This is a genomic window from Ghiorsea bivora, from assembly GCF_000744415.1.
GTDB classification, from domain to species: domain Bacteria; phylum Pseudomonadota; class Zetaproteobacteria; order Mariprofundales; family Mariprofundaceae; genus Ghiorsea; species Ghiorsea bivora.
In genome coordinates this window covers 272863-289059 of the sequence record NZ_JQLW01000005.1, presented here as the reverse complement: position 1 = coordinate 289059, position 16197 = coordinate 272863, and the positions used below count along the sequence as shown (strand labels likewise).

Annotated in this window: 16 protein-coding genes and 1 riboswitch; of the genes, 13 read left to right on the top strand and 3 right to left on the bottom strand. The window is 40.1% G+C overall.

Translation table 11 applies throughout. The features are described 5' to 3' along the window. Positions 1 to 8: 8 nt before the first annotated feature. The 3 genes from ahcY to DM09_RS01940 all read right to left on the bottom strand — a co-directional run bounded on the left by ahcY (position 9) and on the right by DM09_RS01940 (position 3621). Positions 9 to 1304, bottom strand: a complete 1296-nt coding sequence (gene ahcY, locus DM09_RS01950) for an adenosylhomocysteinase (protein ID WP_038247160.1) — start codon at positions 1302 to 1304, stop codon at positions 9 to 11. Positions 1305 to 1341: 37 nt separating this feature from the next. Further along, positions 1342 to 1433: riboswitch (S-adenosyl-L-homocysteine riboswitch) on the bottom strand. An 80-nt stretch (positions 1434 to 1513) separates the two neighbouring features. Continuing rightward, positions 1514 to 2683: a methionine adenosyltransferase gene (metK, locus tag DM09_RS01945; protein ID WP_038247158.1), complete on the bottom strand. Its 1170-nt coding sequence runs from the start codon at positions 2681 to 2683 to the stop codon at positions 1514 to 1516. 29 nt (positions 2684 to 2712) lie between these two features. Further along, positions 2713 to 3621, bottom strand: coding sequence for a dihydroorotate dehydrogenase electron transfer subunit (locus DM09_RS01940; protein WP_051937927.1), 909 nt, complete (start codon positions 3619 to 3621; stop codon positions 2713 to 2715). Positions 3622 to 3684: 63 nt separating this feature from the next. Here DM09_RS01940 and dnaA point away from each other — a divergent pair, with 63 nt between their 5' ends. The 13 genes from dnaA (at position 3685) to lptB (ending at position 16189) form a co-directional block, all read left to right on the top strand. Further along, the gene (gene dnaA / locus DM09_RS01935; protein WP_038247156.1) at positions 3685 to 5001 is read left to right on the top strand and encodes a chromosomal replication initiator protein DnaA; all 1317 of its coding nucleotides are present in this window, start codon (positions 3685 to 3687) and stop codon (positions 4999 to 5001) included. A gap of 259 nt (positions 5002 to 5260) precedes the next feature. Further along, positions 5261 to 6361, top strand: coding sequence for a DNA polymerase III subunit beta (gene dnaN, locus DM09_RS01930; protein WP_038247154.1), 1101 nt, complete (start codon positions 5261 to 5263; stop codon positions 6359 to 6361). A gap of 89 nt (positions 6362 to 6450) precedes the next feature. After that, positions 6451 to 7311, top strand: coding sequence for a phosphoribulokinase (locus tag DM09_RS01925; protein WP_038247152.1), 861 nt, complete (start codon positions 6451 to 6453; stop codon positions 7309 to 7311). A 192-nt stretch (positions 7312 to 7503) separates the two neighbouring features. After that, positions 7504 to 9396 carry a tRNA uridine-5-carboxymethylaminomethyl(34) synthesis enzyme MnmG gene (gene mnmG / locus DM09_RS01920; protein WP_038247440.1) on the top strand — a complete coding sequence of 631 codons (1893 nt, stop codon included), beginning with the start codon at positions 7504 to 7506 and terminating at the stop codon, positions 9394 to 9396. Then, the gene (locus DM09_RS01915) at positions 9396 to 9968 is read left to right on the top strand and encodes a 16S rRNA (guanine(527)-N(7))-methyltransferase RsmG (RefSeq protein ID WP_038247150.1); all 573 of its coding nucleotides are present in this window, start codon (positions 9396 to 9398) and stop codon (positions 9966 to 9968) included. The genes mnmG and DM09_RS01915 overlap by 1 nt, the downstream gene beginning before the upstream one ends. Beyond that, the gene (locus DM09_RS01910; protein ID WP_038247147.1) at positions 9958 to 10749 is read left to right on the top strand and encodes a ParA family protein; all 792 of its coding nucleotides are present in this window, start codon (positions 9958 to 9960) and stop codon (positions 10747 to 10749) included. Before DM09_RS01915 ends, DM09_RS01910 begins: the two co-directional genes overlap by 11 nt. Before the next feature lie 28 nt (positions 10750 to 10777). Then, positions 10778 to 11632, top strand: a complete 855-nt coding sequence (locus DM09_RS01905; RefSeq protein ID WP_038247145.1) for a ParB/RepB/Spo0J family partition protein — start codon at positions 10778 to 10780, stop codon at positions 11630 to 11632. A gap of 82 nt (positions 11633 to 11714) precedes the next feature. Then, positions 11715 to 12902 (top strand): M23 family metallopeptidase, encoded by a 1188-nt coding sequence (locus DM09_RS01900; protein ID WP_081881060.1) that lies wholly within the window; start codon positions 11715 to 11717, stop codon positions 12900 to 12902. Positions 12903 to 12905: 3 nt separating this feature from the next. Continuing rightward, positions 12906 to 13889, top strand: coding sequence for a KpsF/GutQ family sugar-phosphate isomerase (locus DM09_RS01895; RefSeq protein ID WP_038247143.1), 984 nt, complete (start codon positions 12906 to 12908; stop codon positions 13887 to 13889). Further along, positions 13886 to 14446, top strand: coding sequence for a KdsC family phosphatase (locus DM09_RS01890; protein ID WP_038247141.1), 561 nt, complete (start codon positions 13886 to 13888; stop codon positions 14444 to 14446). The genes DM09_RS01895 and DM09_RS01890 overlap by 4 nt, the downstream gene beginning before the upstream one ends. 5 nt (positions 14447 to 14451) lie before the next feature. After that, positions 14452 to 14994 (top strand): LptA/OstA family protein, encoded by a 543-nt coding sequence (locus DM09_RS01885; RefSeq protein ID WP_038247139.1) that lies wholly within the window; start codon positions 14452 to 14454, stop codon positions 14992 to 14994. Continuing rightward, a complete protein-coding gene (lptA, locus tag DM09_RS01880; RefSeq protein ID WP_038247137.1) occupies positions 14991 to 15461 on the top strand; it encodes a lipopolysaccharide transport periplasmic protein LptA in 471 nt (156 codons plus the stop codon). The genes DM09_RS01885 and lptA overlap by 4 nt, the downstream gene beginning before the upstream one ends. Beyond that, entirely contained in the window at positions 15461 to 16189 is a 729-nt protein-coding gene (gene lptB, locus DM09_RS01875) for an LPS export ABC transporter ATP-binding protein (protein WP_038247135.1), read from the top strand. The genes lptA and lptB overlap by 1 nt, the downstream gene beginning before the upstream one ends. The last annotated feature ends 8 nt before the right edge of the window (positions 16190 to 16197 follow it).

The window sequence follows — 16197 nt, the reverse complement described above, 5'->3', positions numbered from 1 at the left end:
TTGACCTCTTAATAACGATAGTGGTCAACTTTGTATGGACCTTCCACAGGCACACTGATGTAATCGGCTTGCTCTTGGGTTAAAGTGGTTAAATTCACGCCAATTTTTGCCAGGTGTAAACGTGCAACTTTCTCATCCAAACGTTTGGGTAATACATACACTTCATTACCATAATTGGCATGATTTTCCCAAAGCTCAATTTGTGCCATCACTTGGTTGGTAAATGATGCAGACATCACAAAACTTGGGTGGCCTGTTGCGCAACCAAGGTTCACCAACCTACCTTCTGCCAACAAGGTAATACGTTTACCATCTGGGAAAATAATTTGATCCACTTGTGGTTTTACATTTTCCCACTCGTATTGTTTCAAAGAAGCCACATCAATTTCATTATCAAAATGACCAATATTACAAACAATCGATTGGTCTTTCATGTTCAACATATGGTCATGCTGAATCACATGATAGTTGCCCGTAGTGGTTACAAAAATGTCGCCCAATTTACATGCATCATCCATTTCAACCACGCGATAACCTTCCATCGCTGCTTGAAGCGCACAAATTGGGTCAATTTCTGTTACCCAAACCGTTGCACCCATACCTTTAAATGCCTGAGCGCAACCTTTACCCACATCGCCATAACCAAGTACAACTGCAATTTTACCCGCAATCATCACATCAGTTGCACGTTTGATGCCATCCAATAAAGATTCACGACAACCATAAAGGTTATCAAATTTGGATTTGGTTACGGAATCATTCACATTAATCGCAGGGACTTTAAGTTTGCCTTCTTTCGCCATTTCATAAAGGCGGTGAACACCTGTTGTAGTTTCTTCAGATAAACCTTTAATATCTTTCAATAATTCAGGATATTTATCATGAATCAACTGGGTAACATCACCACCATCATCAAGAATCAAGTTGGGTGTCCAACCGTCTGGACCATGTACAGTTTGTTCAATACACCACCAAAACTCTTCTTCCGTTTCGCCTTTCCAAGCAAATGTTGGGATACCAACAGCAGCCATCGCCGCTGCTGCTTGGTCTTGTGTGGAGAAAATATTGCATGATGACCAGCGAATTTCCGCACCCAGCTCAACCAATGTCTCCATTAACACAGCGGTTTGAATCGTCATGTGTAAACAACCCACAATACGCGCACCAGCCAAAGGTTTTTTGCCTGCATATTCTTCGCGTAATGCCATCAAACCAGGCATTTCTGTTTCCGCAATTTTTACTTCTTTGCGGCCCCATTCTGCTAATGACATATCAGCGACTTTATAATCTGTAAATTCAGACATTCTCATACTCCTATAAAAGCATCACTTTCGTGATATAAAAATATGAGCACCGTTGTTTTTATTCAAACGACTGAGCCTAACGATGTTATTTTATGATAAAACAACATCGGCGCAGTGCTCCTCAGTCTAAATTGTTCACAAGACCTCTCGACTTAGCTAGCGGTGACACACATTGTGTCATTCCGACCGTAGTGGAGGAATCTTATTGTTTACGATTTCACAGCTGCCTTCAATGCATCCACTTTATCGGTTTTTTCCCAAGTGAATTCAGGAAGTTCACGACCAAAATGACCATAAGCCGCTGTTTTCGCATAAATAGGGCGCAATAAATCAAGTTCTTGCACAATACCTTTAGGACGCAAATCAAACACTTCGCGCACAGCTTCAGCAAGTTTGGCTTCATCCACTTTTCCTGTACCAAAGGTATTCACCATCACAGACAATGGACGGGCGACACCAATGGCATAAGCCACTTGCACTTCACAGCGATCTGCTAGCTCTGCAGCCACAATATTTTTCGCCACATAACGCATCATATAACAAGCCGAACGGTCTACTTTCGTTGGATCTTTACCTGAAAATGCACCGCCACCGTGATGTCCAAAACCACCATAGGTATCCACAATGATTTTACGACCCGTTACACCACAGTCACCCACTGGGCCACCAATCACAAAACGCCCTGTTGGATTAATGTGATATTCTGTTTTATCATGCAACAAACCCGTTTTATCCAATACAGGGTGTACAATTTCTTGCATCACACCAGCAACCAAGTCTTCATGACTAACATCAGCCGTGTGTTGTGTAGAAATCACCACCGCATCAATAGCTACCGGTTTAGAATTTTCATAACGCACTGTCACTTGTGACTTGGCATCAGGACGCAAATATTTCAACACACCCGTTTTACGAACTTCCGCTTGTTTTTCCATCAACTGATGCGACAAATGCACAGGCATAGGCATCAACACATCCGTTTCATTGGATGCATAACCAAACATCAAACCTTGGTCGCCTGCACCTTGATCCAAATCAAGACCTTCACCTTCATTCACGCCCGCTGCAATATCCACTGATTGTTTATCCATGGTCACCAACACCGCACAAGAGGCATAATCAAAACCCATATCTGATGAATTGTAGCCAATTTCTTTAATGGTATTACGTGCAATTTCTTGATAATCAATCACTGCCGATGTGGTAATTTCACCTGATAAAATCACCATGCCTGTGTTGACCATGGTTTCACATGCTACACGCGCAGTTGGGTCTTGTTTAAGGATTGCATCCAACACACTGTCGGATATTTGGTCTGCAACCTTATCAGGGTGACCTTCACCCACAGACTCTGATGTAAACACAAAATTTCTACTCATGATTCTTCCTATTCCAACTTTTTTTACGTTTAAGCAAATTCGGGTAGCTGCTCTGCATCAAACACAGGACCATCTACACACACCCGCTTATATTTTTCTTGTCCATCTTCAATGGTTTTCACCACACAACCCGCACACCCACCAATACCACATGCCATATACTCTTCCAAACTTAACTGCGCAGAAATACCCAAGTCACGTCCCAGTTTGGCTACAGCATGAAGCATCGGATGAGGGCCACACGATAACAATACACATCGCGCACGTTCCTCATCACTTAATGCTGTTAAATAATCACGCGCTAAATCTGGCACATGCCCTTCATAACAACCATACAGCCCTGCATTTGAAGCCAATCTGCAGGCAATACCACGCGCTTCAAGTGAAGATATGGTTAAAGTCGTGTTACCCGCAATGCCAGGCAACATAAATGCGGATGGTTTTAAAGCAAAAGGAAACGCAACCTCAGAGCCAGCAAACAACACTAAATCTGCTTTTTGAACCAAAGTATCTGCTACAAAAACCATGGGGGGCACACCAACACCACCGCCAATCAGAATATAACGTTTGCTTGTGTCTGACAAATCAAAAGGCACACCAATTGGCCCTAACATTGGTAAAACTTCACCCTTTTTGCGCTGTCCAAGTTGCACTGTGCCTTCACCAATTTTTTTATAAAGTAAATCGATGGTACCTTGTTCTGGATTGGTTAACATAATCGAAATAGGGCGGCGCAGCGGCAAAGCATCCGAAACACGAATGTGTACAAATTGCCCTGGGTTTGCTGTTTTTGCTGTTTTTGGTGCTTTTAAACGCATAATACACTGCTCCCCTTCATGGGATACATTGGCCAATATTTCTGCGTATTCTTCAAAAATTGTATTTCGTTGATTCTTCATGAGATGTGAATACTGAATAGTAAACACAGATTCGTCCATGAAATCCTTCAATGTTTAAATAATCACATGTGAATTGTCATCTTTTTTGGTTATGCTTACGCCATGAATCATCAAGAACTATGGGAAACCATTAAGCTCCGTTTATCACCACAATTATCGCCTGCAAAAATAGGTGCATGGATTGAACCTGTCTCCGCCCAATTGGATGATAATATTTTGACCCTCAAGGTACCCAATCAATTTTTTATTGATGGGCTAAAAAGTGACTGTGAACAACACATTTTAGATGCATTACAAACACTAAATTTACACCACATTCACTTAAAATATCTCATTGATACATCCATAGAACTCGCACCCGTTCAACAAACCAAAACATCTACCCATAAACAAAATATTGATGGTTTTATTGATGAACGTTTTACCTTTGAAAACTTTGTTGTAGGCTCAAGTAATGAGTTTTGCCACGCCGCAAGTTTAGCCGTGGCTGACCAGCCTGGTGCACAATACAATCCTTTGTATATTCATGGTGGTGTTGGTTTAGGAAAAACACACTTAATCAATGCCATTGCCAACCATTTGGTTGCACACAAAGATGTGCGTATTGCTTACCGAACAGGTGAACATTTTACCAACGAACTGATTGACGCTATCCGCGGGCAAAAAACCTCTGCCTTCCGAGATAAGTATCGTAAAGTTGATGTGTTAATCATTGATGATATTCAATTTATTGAAGGTAAACAAAGTACACAAGAAGAGTTTTTCCATACTTTTGATGCCCTACATAAAGCTCAAAAACAAATTATCCTCACTTCAGACCGAGATCCATCTGCTATTAAACATTTGGCAGAACGACTACGCTCACGCTTTAATTGGGGTTTGGTTGCTGACATTCAACCACCCAACTTTGAAACACGTATGGCAATTTTGAAAAGCAAAGTGGAGCTAGCTGGCATCACACTAGACGATGATATTTGTTTTTTACTTGCCTCTAAAATTTCCAGCAATGTTAGAGAATTAGAAGGTGCGCTTACACGTTTAACGGCTTATGCCAAACTTTCAGGTAAACCCATAACCATGGAATTAGCCCAAGATAAATTACGTGACCAACTTAATCTTCAATCCAAAACCATCACCATTGAAGACATCCAAAAACAAGTTGCCAACTATTATAATGTGCGTATCCAAGATATGAAATCTAAAATTCGTAAACGTAATATTGCGTACCCCAGACAAGTGGCTATGTATATCAGCAAAGAACTTACCAAAATGTCTATGCCTGAAATCGCTGATAAATTTGATAAAAAAGATCATACAACCATTTTATACGCACACCGGAAAATTCAAAATGAACGAAATCAAGACCAAGACTTTGATGATGAAATAAACCGCTTGATACTACTTCTTAAACAAGGATAACCTCATATGAGTTGTGTATAAACATACGTATAACATCACGATTATATTGTGGATAAGTTGTGATTTAAAAGATAATCTGTAATAAAAAATAAAAAAAGCATATTATCCGCAATCTATCCACAGGTTATAAGAATAAATATACACCGATTAACTTTATTTAAGTGTTTGTTTTGTTTATGATTAGCATGCTTATCCTACTTATAAACAATGCCTACGATGACGATAATTAAATATAATATAAGTGAGAGAATATAACAGTATGCATATTAAAATTTCCAGAACATCACTTTTTCAACAAATTCAACGCTGTCAAAATATCGTTGAAAAAAGGAATACCAATCCAATTTTAGCAAATATTTTATTTGAAACTGTAGAGCAAACATTAAAACTTACAGCCACAGATCTCCAAGCAACGTACACAAGTACACAAAGCGTTGAAGTTCTAAATTCGGGTTCATTTACAGTTGAAGCCAAAAAGATTTTTGAAATTGTACGTGAATTAAATCCTGAAACACCTGTTGAACTAAAAACAGAAGGTTCTTTTTTAGATATTACCAGTGGCGGTGTAAAATTTAAATTGGCTACTAAACCAGCTGATGAATTTCCGAATGAGCCATCTGATGAAACAGATTTAACCATACAGATCCCCGGTCATGAATTAGCAAATATGATTTCATCAACCAGTTTTGCCATGTCCAATGATGAAACTAGAAAGTATTTAACGGGTAGCTTGTTTGAGGTTTCAAAAGAACATGGTATTCGTATTGTAACAACCGATGGTCATCGTATGGCTTTAAGTGAATTTAAACTTGATGTTGAGCATGATGAAACAGAATGCATTGTTCCTAAAAAAGCCGTGATGGAAATCAAAAGATTGGCAGAAGAATCTGAGGAAGATATTAAATTATCTCTTGGAAAACAACAGGTTAGGATTGAGGTAAATCAACAACGTTTTACTTCAAAGGTGATTGATGCCAAATATCCAGTCTATGAAGATGTTATTCCTAAAGACAATCCATATACTGCAAGTATTGATAAAAACTGTTTGGATCAAGCTTTACGTCGTAGTTTGGTGGTTGCCAATGATTTCACCCATGATGTAAAACTAACCTTTGCAAACGATAAACTATCCATTGCAGCGCATAATACAGAGCAAGAACAGGCCGAAGAAGATATTTCTATAGCTTACCAAGGCTTGGAGGTTGAAGTGGGCTTTAATGCCAAGTATATGCGTGATGTATTATCTGCAATTAAGAGCCCTGTAGTGAGAATTCAATTGAAAGATAGTTTGTCACCAGCTTTGCTTTTGGAAGAAGAGCATGAACGTTCTCGTCATGTATTAATGCCGATGCGTATTTAGGTTTATCTTGATATTTAGACCACTTTTACTGCATAATGCAGCACAATAAAAATAACATTAAAGTTTTTTAAAAAGAGTAGGGAGTATCTATGTCCGTTAAACATCCTGTAATTTCTGTAACTGGTTCATCTGGTGCGGGAACAAGTACTGCAAAAGTAGCACTTGAGCATATCTTTCATAGGGAAAATGTGACACCAGCTATTGTTGAAGGTGATTGTTTTCATAAGTTTGATCGCGTAACCTTTAAAGAAAAAGCCAAAGAATTTGAAGCAGCTGGTAAACGTTTGAGTCATTTTTCTGATGAAGCAAACTTGTTCGATAAAATTGCTGAGCTTTTTAAATCTTATGGGGAAACAGGTAGAGGTAAGGTTCGTACTTACGTTCATGATGACGAAGAAGCTAAAATCTATGGCGTAGAGTCTGGTAAATTTACTGATTGGCGTGACATTGGCGAAGGTTCTGATTTACTTTTTTATGAAGGTTTACATGGTGGTGTAGAAGAAGTTCGTCCTTATGCCGATTTAATGGTTGGTATTGTGCCTGTGGTAAATATTGAGTGGATTCAAAAGATTCATCGTGATACTGCTATGCGTGGGTATTCATCTGAAGCTGTTGTAGATAATATATTGTCTCGTATGCATGACTATGTTCACTTCATCACTCCGCAATTTAGCCACACCGATATTAACTTCCAACGTGTACCTTTGGTAGACACATCCAACCCATTTATTGCGCGTGATGTGCCAACACCAGATGAAAGTTTGATGGTGATTCGTATTCGTAAACCTGAGCGTTGGGGTATCGATTTTCCATACTTGTTATCTATGTTAAACAACTCATTCATGTCTCGCCGTAATACATTGGTTGTTCCATCGAGTAAGATGTTGTTAGCTATGGAGTTAATTTTCTCTCCTATCATTCATGATATATTGGAAAAACGTAAATCCTAATCTAATCAGAAAAGATGTTAAAAAGGGTGGCTTCTTAAGCCACCCTTTTTTTTTGTTTTTTATGGTAGCACTCCCTATACTTGTTTATTTCGGTTTTTGTGTCTAAATATTGTATTTTTTATCATTCTTAAATTATTTTATAGAAAGTTCCTTCTTATTTCATATGATTTCATCATGTCGAATAATCAAAATATGTTTCACGTGAAACACCCAGATGGTGAAGTTGATGTTTTAGTAATTGGTGCAGGGCATGCAGGTTGTGAGGCTGCAATGGCTGCAGCACGCCGTGGTGCTAAAGTTCGACTCATTACACAAAATCTTGATACAATAGCTAAGATGTCATGTAACCCTGCTATTGGTGGTGTGGGCAAAGGGCATTTGGTTAAAGAAATTGATGCCTTGGGTGGGGTTATGGGGCTTGTTGCCGATAAAGCAGCGCTTCAATATAGGATACTTAACCAACGCAAAGGACCTGCTGTTCAGGCTACAAGAGCACAGTGTGATAGACGTTTGTACCATATTGCTATGCGTAAATTATTGGATGAACAAGATGGGCTGCATTTGTACCAAGGTAGTATTAATAATCTACTGTTTGATCAAGGTGCGATTCAAGGTGTCGTTGATAATTTTGGTGTGGCTCATTTTGCACCTACAGTAATTTTAACGACAGGGACTTTCCTTGGTGGTTTGATTCATATTGGAGATAAACGGTTTCCAGCGGGTCGTTTGGGGGATGCCTCAATTGATTATCTTACACAGGAGCTTTATCAGAAAGAGTTTCGTGTGGGTCGCCTTAAAACAGGAACTCCTCCTAGGTTGGATAAAAGAACAATTGATTGGAGTAGTTTGGAGCAGCAACCTGGAGATACCTCGGCTATTCCTTTTTCTATTTTACATCAGCAGGTCACGCAAGTACAAGAAAATTGTGCTATTGCACGAACCAATGAAAAGACACATGATATTATTAGAGATAACTTAGAACGTTCACCAATGTTTTCTGGGCAGATTGAAAGTAAAGGGCCGCGTTATTGCCCAAGTATTGAAGATAAGGTTGTGCGTTTTGCTGACAAATCAAGTCACCAAATATTTTTAGAACCTGAAGGTAATGATCATGCTGAGGTTTATCCCAATGGTATTTCAACATCATTACCGATTGATGTTCAATGGAGGTTTTTACGCTCTATCAAGGGGTTGGAGAACGTTAATATTATTCGCCCTGGTTATGCAATTGAATATGATTATGTTGATCCTACTGAGCTTAGATTAACACTGGAGTGTAAAAAGGTTTCTGGTTTGTTTCATGCTGGGCAAATTAATGGAACAACGGGTTATGAAGAAGCTGGAGCACAAGGTTTATTGGCTGGTATTAACGCTGCCTCTAAAGCACTGGGGTTGGAGGTTTGGGTACCAACGCGTTCAGAGTCATACATTGGTGTGATGGTTGATGATTTGGTTCATAAGGGAGTGAGTGAGCCTTATCGTATGTTCACGTCTAGAGCTGAATTTCGTCTACAATTGCGTGAAGATAATGCAGATATGCGTTTATCAGGTCATGCATTAAAACTTGGTTTACTTAAAGAACCTTGGGTTTCCTGTTATGAACAAAGGTCTAAAGTTTATAAAAAAGCTAAAGAGGCGATAAAAAATATTACTGTTGGTTCAGGCAAGGTATGGATTAAGAAACTTCATGACCTATCATTACCTGTACCCAAGCAGGGTATGCCTATTGCATCGTATTGTCACCGTGCAGATGTTGAAGTGAGTAAAGTCTTACCCTTGCTGGAGCTAGGTGAGTTGAATGCTAGAGATGAAGTGTCAGTACGAGCTTTATTGCATTACGATGGGTATTTGGATAAACAACAACTTGAGGTTGATAAATTTAAGAATTTAGAAAAAATCCTAATACCATCAGATATTAACTATGCGGATGTTTTAGGTTTGAGTACTGAAGTTCGTCAAAAGTTATCTTCAAGTCTTCCTCAAACCTTAGCGCAAGCATCGCAAATATCAGGTGTTACACCAGCGGCGATTAGTTGTATGTTGATATGGTTGAAGTCTAGGTCACAGCTCAAAGGGGAGTTGTAATGGCTGATGCTAAACAACAACTGTATTGTGATGAAGTGATGAAGTTTCGTAAGGTTTTAAATCTCACTTCGATTAAAGATTCAGGTTTGTTTTATCAAACTTTTATCAAACCCTCTGTTGCTTTATCGAAATGGATTGATGATAAGGATGTAGTTTTAGATATTGGTAGTGGTATGGGTGTACCTGGAATACCTCTTTTAATACATAATGAAAATATTCACGGTGTTTTGGTTGAGCGAAGAAAAAAACGAACAGAGTTTATACGTCATGTTATACGGAAATTGAAGTTAAATGCGGTTGCTTATGATGCAGATATTAATGATTTAGATCCGTTGAAAGCGACAGTATGTGTAGCAAGAGCTGTTTCTGAGGTTCGTCTTTTATTGCGAATGTGTGATAAACATATCATTGATGGTGGCAAAGCTGTGTTGCCAGTTCCAGATGAAGCGGTTTTACCTGTCGTTGATGGTTGGTGTTTACATGAGGATTATCGACCTAAAGATATGCAAAGAATAGCTTGTTACATTAAAGGTGGAAAAGAAGGTGTTGGAGGTGTTTCACGTGAAACATAAAAATTTAGGACCCGTGTTTTCAATTGCAAACCAGAAAGGGGGAGTAGGGAAAACCACCACAAGTATTAATTTAGCAGCGTCGCTATCAGCATTTGATAAGCGTGTTTTGGTCTTGGATTTGGACCCTCAAGGCAATACAACATCGGGGTTGGGGGTGGATAAGGATAACGTAAAAGTAGGTATGTATGAGCTGCTAAGTCACGGGGAAGACCTTAAAGAAGCAATTATAGAAACAGATTGTGAGGGTTTGTATTTGGTTCCTGCGACAATTGATTTATCGGGCTCTGAAGTTGAATTGGTAAACTTAAACGCGAGAGAAGAAATTTTAAAAACCTGCTTGCGAAATTATGAAGGTGAGCCATTTGATTATGTGATTATAGACTGTCCACCAGCATTAAATATGCTGACCATCAATGCGCTTACAGCTTCTGATCGCGTGCTAGTGACCTTGCAGACTGAGTTTTATGCCATGGAAGGTTTGAGTCAGCTTATGGATACTATTCGTCGTGTGCGGGCAAATCTAAATGAACATTTAGAAATTGAAGGTATTCTGTTAACGATGGTGGATAGAAGGAATAATTTATCAAGCCAGGTTGAAAAGGATGTGCGTGAGTATTTCGGTGCTCAGGTTTATGAAGCAGTCGTTCCGAGAAATGTGCGTTTGTCGGAAGCACCGAGTTATGGTTTACCTGTGATGTATCATGACTTACGCTCAAAGGGCGCACAGGCATATTTTCAAGTTGCACAAGAAATGATGCAGCGCGAATCAATTGCTGTTTAATGCGTAATAGAGAAGGGTAGGGAAAGCTATGAAAACACCACAAAAGAAGAGACAAGCTTTGGGAAGAGGTTTGAATGCATTGTTGGGTGATAAACCAACACCAGAGGTTTTGGCGCAGGCAACATTAATATCAATATCCAAAATCAAACCAAATAAGTATCAGCCACGTTCTAATTTTGATAAAGATGAGTTACAAGCACTCGCAAATTCGATTAAACGCGATGGTGTTTTGATGCCAATTTTGATTCGTCCACAGGGCGATGGTTATGAGTTAATTGCAGGGGAGCGACGCTGGCGTGCTTCGCAAATGGCAAAGTTGCATGAAATTCCTGCTGTGGTTCGAGAGGTTGATGATTTACAGGCGTTAGAACTTGCCATTGTTGAGAATGAACAGCGTGATGATTTAACAGCAGTAGAGTCAGCACGTGCGTACAGAAGGTTGATGGAAGAGTTTAATTATACACAACAACAGGTTGCCGAAAGTATCGGTGTTTCGCGGGTTCAGGTAAGTAATTTGATTCGCCTTTTGCAGCTGCCAGAAGCAGTACAAGTTATGTTAGAGGAACGAAAACTTAATATGGGGCATGCTAGACCATTGGTTGGTCTTGCTGCGGTGGATGCAATTACACTGGCAAAAACATGCGTTGAAAAAGGTTGGAGCGCAAGGCAGATGGAAAAGGAGGCAAGAAAGGCCAATGCATCCAAGCCTGCTAAAAATGAAATTGATGCTGATATTCAGGCACTGAGTGAAGAGTTGAAACGAAACTTGGGTTTAACAGTAAGTTTAACGCGGAAGAAAGATGGTTCTGGTGAAGTTAAAATTGCTTTTGCGCACAAACAAGAGTTAGATAGGATTATAAAAAGCCTGAGAGGTTACCAATAACCAAGTGTTTATGACTTCTTTTATAAAAAGGTGGGGGAAACACGGCTTTTTATTAACAGCAATACTTTTTTTGATATTTGTAATGTTTATAACATCAATACAAGGTAATGCAGGGCGTGATGATACACCTGTGGCACACAATGAGTGGATTTTACCATCCATTCAAGCTGTTCATGATGTTGGAAGAACAGAGGCGGTTAAAAGCGGTGATACGGCAGGTTTAGTCTTGGCAAGGTTAGGACTTCCTGCATCCGAAGCAGCTAATATCATCCATGCTGCTGCACCCGTTTATAATTTAAAAAATGTACATATTGGTCATAAGTTTCAGAAAAAGGTAAGTGATCAATCTATTGAAATCACATATCAAATTGATGCCAAAGAACGTTTGGTTTTAACAGCTGAACCAGGTAAAACATGGCGAGCGGAAATGGTGCAACGCCCTTTATTTACTCGAACAAATATGGTGGAAGGTGTCATCCAAGATAGTTTGTTTTACGATGCGGGTAAGGCGGGTTTAGAAGATGCTTTAACGATTCAATTGGTGAATATTTTTGCTTGGGATATTGATTTTGTAAGGGATCTACGCAAAGGCGATGCTTTTAAAGTGTTGTATGAAGAATCTTTTGATGATGAAGGTAGACGCGTTGATTATACCATTTTATCGGCAGAGTTCATCAATAGAGGTCATGTTTACACAGCTATACGTTATAAAGATAAAAAAGGTAATATCGAGTATTATGATGCCGAAGGAAGAAACCTTCGCAAAACATATTTAAAATCTCCAGTTCGTTATTCGCGAATTTCATCTCGTTTTTCAGTATCCCGTAAACATCCTATTTTAGGATATACACGAGCCCATCGTGGGGTTGATTATGCTGCCAAAGCAGGAACCCCCATCCGTGCCATCGGAGATGGTAAAGTGGTTTATAAAGGTTGGAAAGGTGGTTATGGACGCTTTATAGAAATAAGACATACCAATGGTATTCATTCTACTGCTTATGCACATATGCGTCGCTATGCTAAAGGGATAAGAAAAGGTAGCTTTGTTAAACAAGGGCAAATTATTGGTTATGTGGGCATGAGTGGCTTAGCGACTGGCCCACATCTTCATTTTGAATTTAGATCAAGAGGTAGAGCGGTTAATCCTTTACGGGTGAAACACAAAGCTGCAAAACCAGTTCCTAAAACAGAAATCACAGCATTTCGCTTAAAAGCGAAAGAAATGATGCAAATCATGGCTGTGCAAAGCCAATTAAATGCATGGGGATAAATCATGACCAATGATATTCAACACCAACAAATATGGGTTGCTCAAGCTGAAAAGGTACTTGATATAGAAATAGCCGCTTTGGAAATGCAAAAGTCAGCTTTGAATATTGATTTTGTGAAAGCAGCATCACTAATTTTACAGCTTAAGGGTAAACTTGTCATTATAGGCATGGGCAAGTCAGGTATTATTGCGCGTAAAATTGCGGCAACTTTTGCGTCCACAGGTACACCTGCTTTTTTTGTGCATGCTGCAGAAGCACAGCATGGTGATTTAGGTATGATTACCAGTGATGATGCTGTGTTGGCATTGTCACACAGTGGTGAGACGGATGAAGTCTGTGGTTTGTTGCCAACCATTAAACGATTGGGTGCGCCAATCATTGCGATGACAGGTGGTAAAACCTCTACCTTGGCACAACATGCAGAATTTTTATTGCATATCCCCGTCACAGAAGAGGCTTGTCCGATGAATTTAGCACCTACAGCGTCCACGACTGCGACTCTAGCCTTGGGTGATGCGCTTGCTGTGGTTGTCCTTAAACATCGTGGTATTCAGCCTGAAGATTTTGCACGCGTTCACCCTGCTGGAAGCCTTGGTCGCCGTTTAATGACGGTAGCTGATGTGATGCAAGTGGGTGATAAAATACCCATGGTTTCGCCTCAGGCTCACCTTTCTGATGCGATTTATACCATGAGTAGTTACCGTTTAGGCATTACTGGAATTGGTGAACCTAAGAAGTTAGAAGGTTGCTTAACCGATGGTGATTTAAGGCGAATTTTACAACAGGATGGGCAGTTGGACATGACCACACCTGTTGTTTCAGTGATGCACCCATCGCCACATACGATTGAAGAAACGCATTTGGCCAGTGAAGCTGTGCGTTTGATGGAAGAAAAGAAAGTGACAGTATTGTTTGTAACCAACAAAAATGATGAGTTGGTGGGTGTGGTGCATCTTCACGATTTATTACAGGCAGGTATTGCATGAATTCATATCAAAGTTTCCCTTTAGACGTTGCCAAAGGCATTAAAATGTTGGTGTTGGATGTGGATGGTGTGCTGACGGAAGGGCATGTTACCATGACGGATAACGGGGATGAAATTAAGAATTTTAATGTACGCGACGGGCATGGCATTAAAATGTTGCAGCGAGCAGGTATTGAGGTTGCCATTCTAACAGGGCGAAAATCCAAAGTGGTTGCACATAGGGCTGCAGACTTGGGTATTAAGTATTTGATACAAGGTAGTTTGCGTAAAGCGGATGGTTTGAAAGACTTGTGTGAGCAGGCGGGTATTTTACCGCAAGATTGTGCTTATATGGGTGATGATGTGATTGATTTGCCAGCCATGCGCCAATGCCGCTTACAAAGCGCACCATCCAATGCTTTTGTGGGTGTACTCAAACATGCAACATGGGTCTCTGAATATGCTGGGGGACATGGTGCGGTGCGTCAACTATGTGAAGGTTTGATTTTAGCCAACGGTGGCTGGGAGCATATTTTAGAGCAGGCGTATGGTGTTACCCCACAGGATTGCGGCTGGTAACAGTCGTGTTAACGTGGCTAAAATGGACTTTTGTGGGTTTAAGTGTCGGTAGTACGATGCTGGCTGCATATTTTATGCTGACAGCAAAACATAGCATACAAGAAGTGTTGGATGTGGCTGCGATTCAAGCGGGAAGCCGTGTGACCAACCCAGACATTAAAGCATACCAAGGGGATAGTTTAAACTGGCGTTTGCAGGCAAAAAGTGCAGTAGAAAAGGGAAATATGCTGCTTTTAGTGCAGCCGTTGATTTATTTATATACAGCTTCTCGGCAGGTGATTCCCATTGAAGGGGACACAGGTGATTATGATAAAAAAAGGGGTACGGTTCACCTTAAGGGTAGCGTGTTGGTATTATTCCTTGGATGGAACCTACAAAGTGAAACGCTTTATTTTTATCAGAAAAAAAATGTGTTATATATTCCTGATGCATTTGTGATGAAAAAAGAAGGCATGATGATTACGGGTAAAAACATGCATGTATGGCAAGAGAAGGGTAGGGTTTCTGTTCAAGGTGGCGTGCATATGGAAATTGAGGAAAAACAATGAAGAATCGGCTGTTATTTTTTGGTTTGTGTTTTGCATTGCTTCATTTTTCACCCATAGCTTATGCAGAAACCATGACAGTAGATGCAGATCGATTTGAGCTGTTTCAAGAAGATAAACGCGCTGATTTTTATGGGCATGTTGTTGTGCATAGGCATGATATGGTCATGAAAGCGGATAAAGTGAAGGTGTGGTACCAAGAAATAGATGGTAAAAATGAACTGAAATCTTTGGATGCTACAGGGCATGTGATGATCACAACTAAGGTAAAACAAGGCAGTGCTGACAGAGCCACTTTTGAGGCTGGTTCAGAGCTTTTGGTTTTGACAGGGCATGCGCAAGTCAAAGATGAGAATAGTGTGCTTGAAGGTGAGGTTATTGAATATCATACGGCAACAGAAAACATTAAAGTGCTCAAAGGTAAGTCAGGGAAACAAGTGCAGTTTACCTTTGGAGAAGAAGCCAAGTGATGAATAAATCGCATTTATCTGCGCAAAACCTGAAAAAGGTATATGGGCATAAAACTGTGGTTCATGACGTGAGTATTGAGGTGTTTTCAGGGGAATGTGTGGGCTTGTTGGGTGCCAATGGTGCGGGTAAAACCACAAGTTTTTATATGGTGTGTGGGCTTGTTGAAGCTGACGGTGGTGATGTGACCTTAGATGGTGAATCGTTAGTGAATATGCCGATGTACAAAAGGGCACGCAAAGGCATTGGCTATTTGCCGCAAGAAGCCAGTGTGTTTCGTAAACTTACGGTACGTGAGAATTTGTTAGCGATTTTTGAAACTTTGGACATGCCTGTGGAACAAATGCATGAAGAATTGGATGCATTACTTGCTGACTTTGGTTTAGAGAGTGTGCAAGAGCAAAAGGCATATACCTTATCGGGTGGGCAACGGCGGCGCACTGAAATTGCCCGTTGTTTGGTGACTAAACCCAAGTTTGTTCTGCTTGATGAGCCATTTGCAGGTGTTGACCCGATTGCTGTGGAAGATATTCAGGGTATTATTAGTGATTTGCGTGATAAAGGTTATGGTATTTTGATTACTGACCACAATGTGCGCGAAACATTGAGTATTTGTGATAGAGCCTATTTGATGACAGCGGGTGAAATCTTGGTCAAAGGTTCAGCAGAAGAGATTGTAAACAATGAAGATGCACGCCGTTTATATTTTGGCGAAAGTTTTAGTTTGTAAGGGGTAAA

What these genes read in the sequence shown, in the direction of transcription:
- ahcY (WP_038247160.1), bottom strand. Translation starts at nt 1,304, where the DNA reads ATGTCTGAATTTACAGATTATAAAGTCGCTGATATGTCATTAGCAGAA.
- metK (WP_038247158.1), bottom strand. Translation starts at nt 2,683, where the DNA reads ATGAGTAGAAATTTTGTGTTTACATCAGAGTCTGTGGGTGAAGGTCAC.
- DM09_RS01940 (WP_051937927.1), bottom strand. Translation starts at nt 3,621, where the DNA reads ATGGACGAATCTGTGTTTACTATTCAGTATTCACATCTCATGAAGAAT.
- dnaA (WP_038247156.1), top strand. Translation starts at nt 3,685, where the DNA reads ATGAATCATCAAGAACTATGGGAAACCATTAAGCTCCGTTTATCACCA.
- dnaN (WP_038247154.1), top strand. Translation starts at nt 5,261, where the DNA reads ATGCATATTAAAATTTCCAGAACATCACTTTTTCAACAAATTCAACGC.
- DM09_RS01925 (WP_038247152.1), top strand. Translation starts at nt 6,451, where the DNA reads ATGTCCGTTAAACATCCTGTAATTTCTGTAACTGGTTCATCTGGTGCG.
- mnmG (WP_038247440.1), top strand. Translation starts at nt 7,504, where the DNA reads ATGTTTCACGTGAAACACCCAGATGGTGAAGTTGATGTTTTAGTAATT.
- DM09_RS01915 (WP_038247150.1), top strand. Translation starts at nt 9,396, where the DNA reads ATGGCTGATGCTAAACAACAACTGTATTGTGATGAAGTGATGAAGTTT.
- DM09_RS01905 (WP_038247145.1), top strand. Translation starts at nt 10,778, where the DNA reads ATGAAAACACCACAAAAGAAGAGACAAGCTTTGGGAAGAGGTTTGAAT.
- DM09_RS01900 (WP_081881060.1), top strand. Translation starts at nt 11,715, where the DNA reads ATGTTTATAACATCAATACAAGGTAATGCAGGGCGTGATGATACACCT.
- DM09_RS01895 (WP_038247143.1), top strand. Translation starts at nt 12,906, where the DNA reads ATGACCAATGATATTCAACACCAACAAATATGGGTTGCTCAAGCTGAA.
- DM09_RS01890 (WP_038247141.1), top strand. Translation starts at nt 13,886, where the DNA reads ATGAATTCATATCAAAGTTTCCCTTTAGACGTTGCCAAAGGCATTAAA.
- lptA (WP_038247137.1), top strand. Translation starts at nt 14,991, where the DNA reads ATGAAGAATCGGCTGTTATTTTTTGGTTTGTGTTTTGCATTGCTTCAT.
- lptB (WP_038247135.1), top strand. Translation starts at nt 15,461, where the DNA reads ATGAATAAATCGCATTTATCTGCGCAAAACCTGAAAAAGGTATATGGG.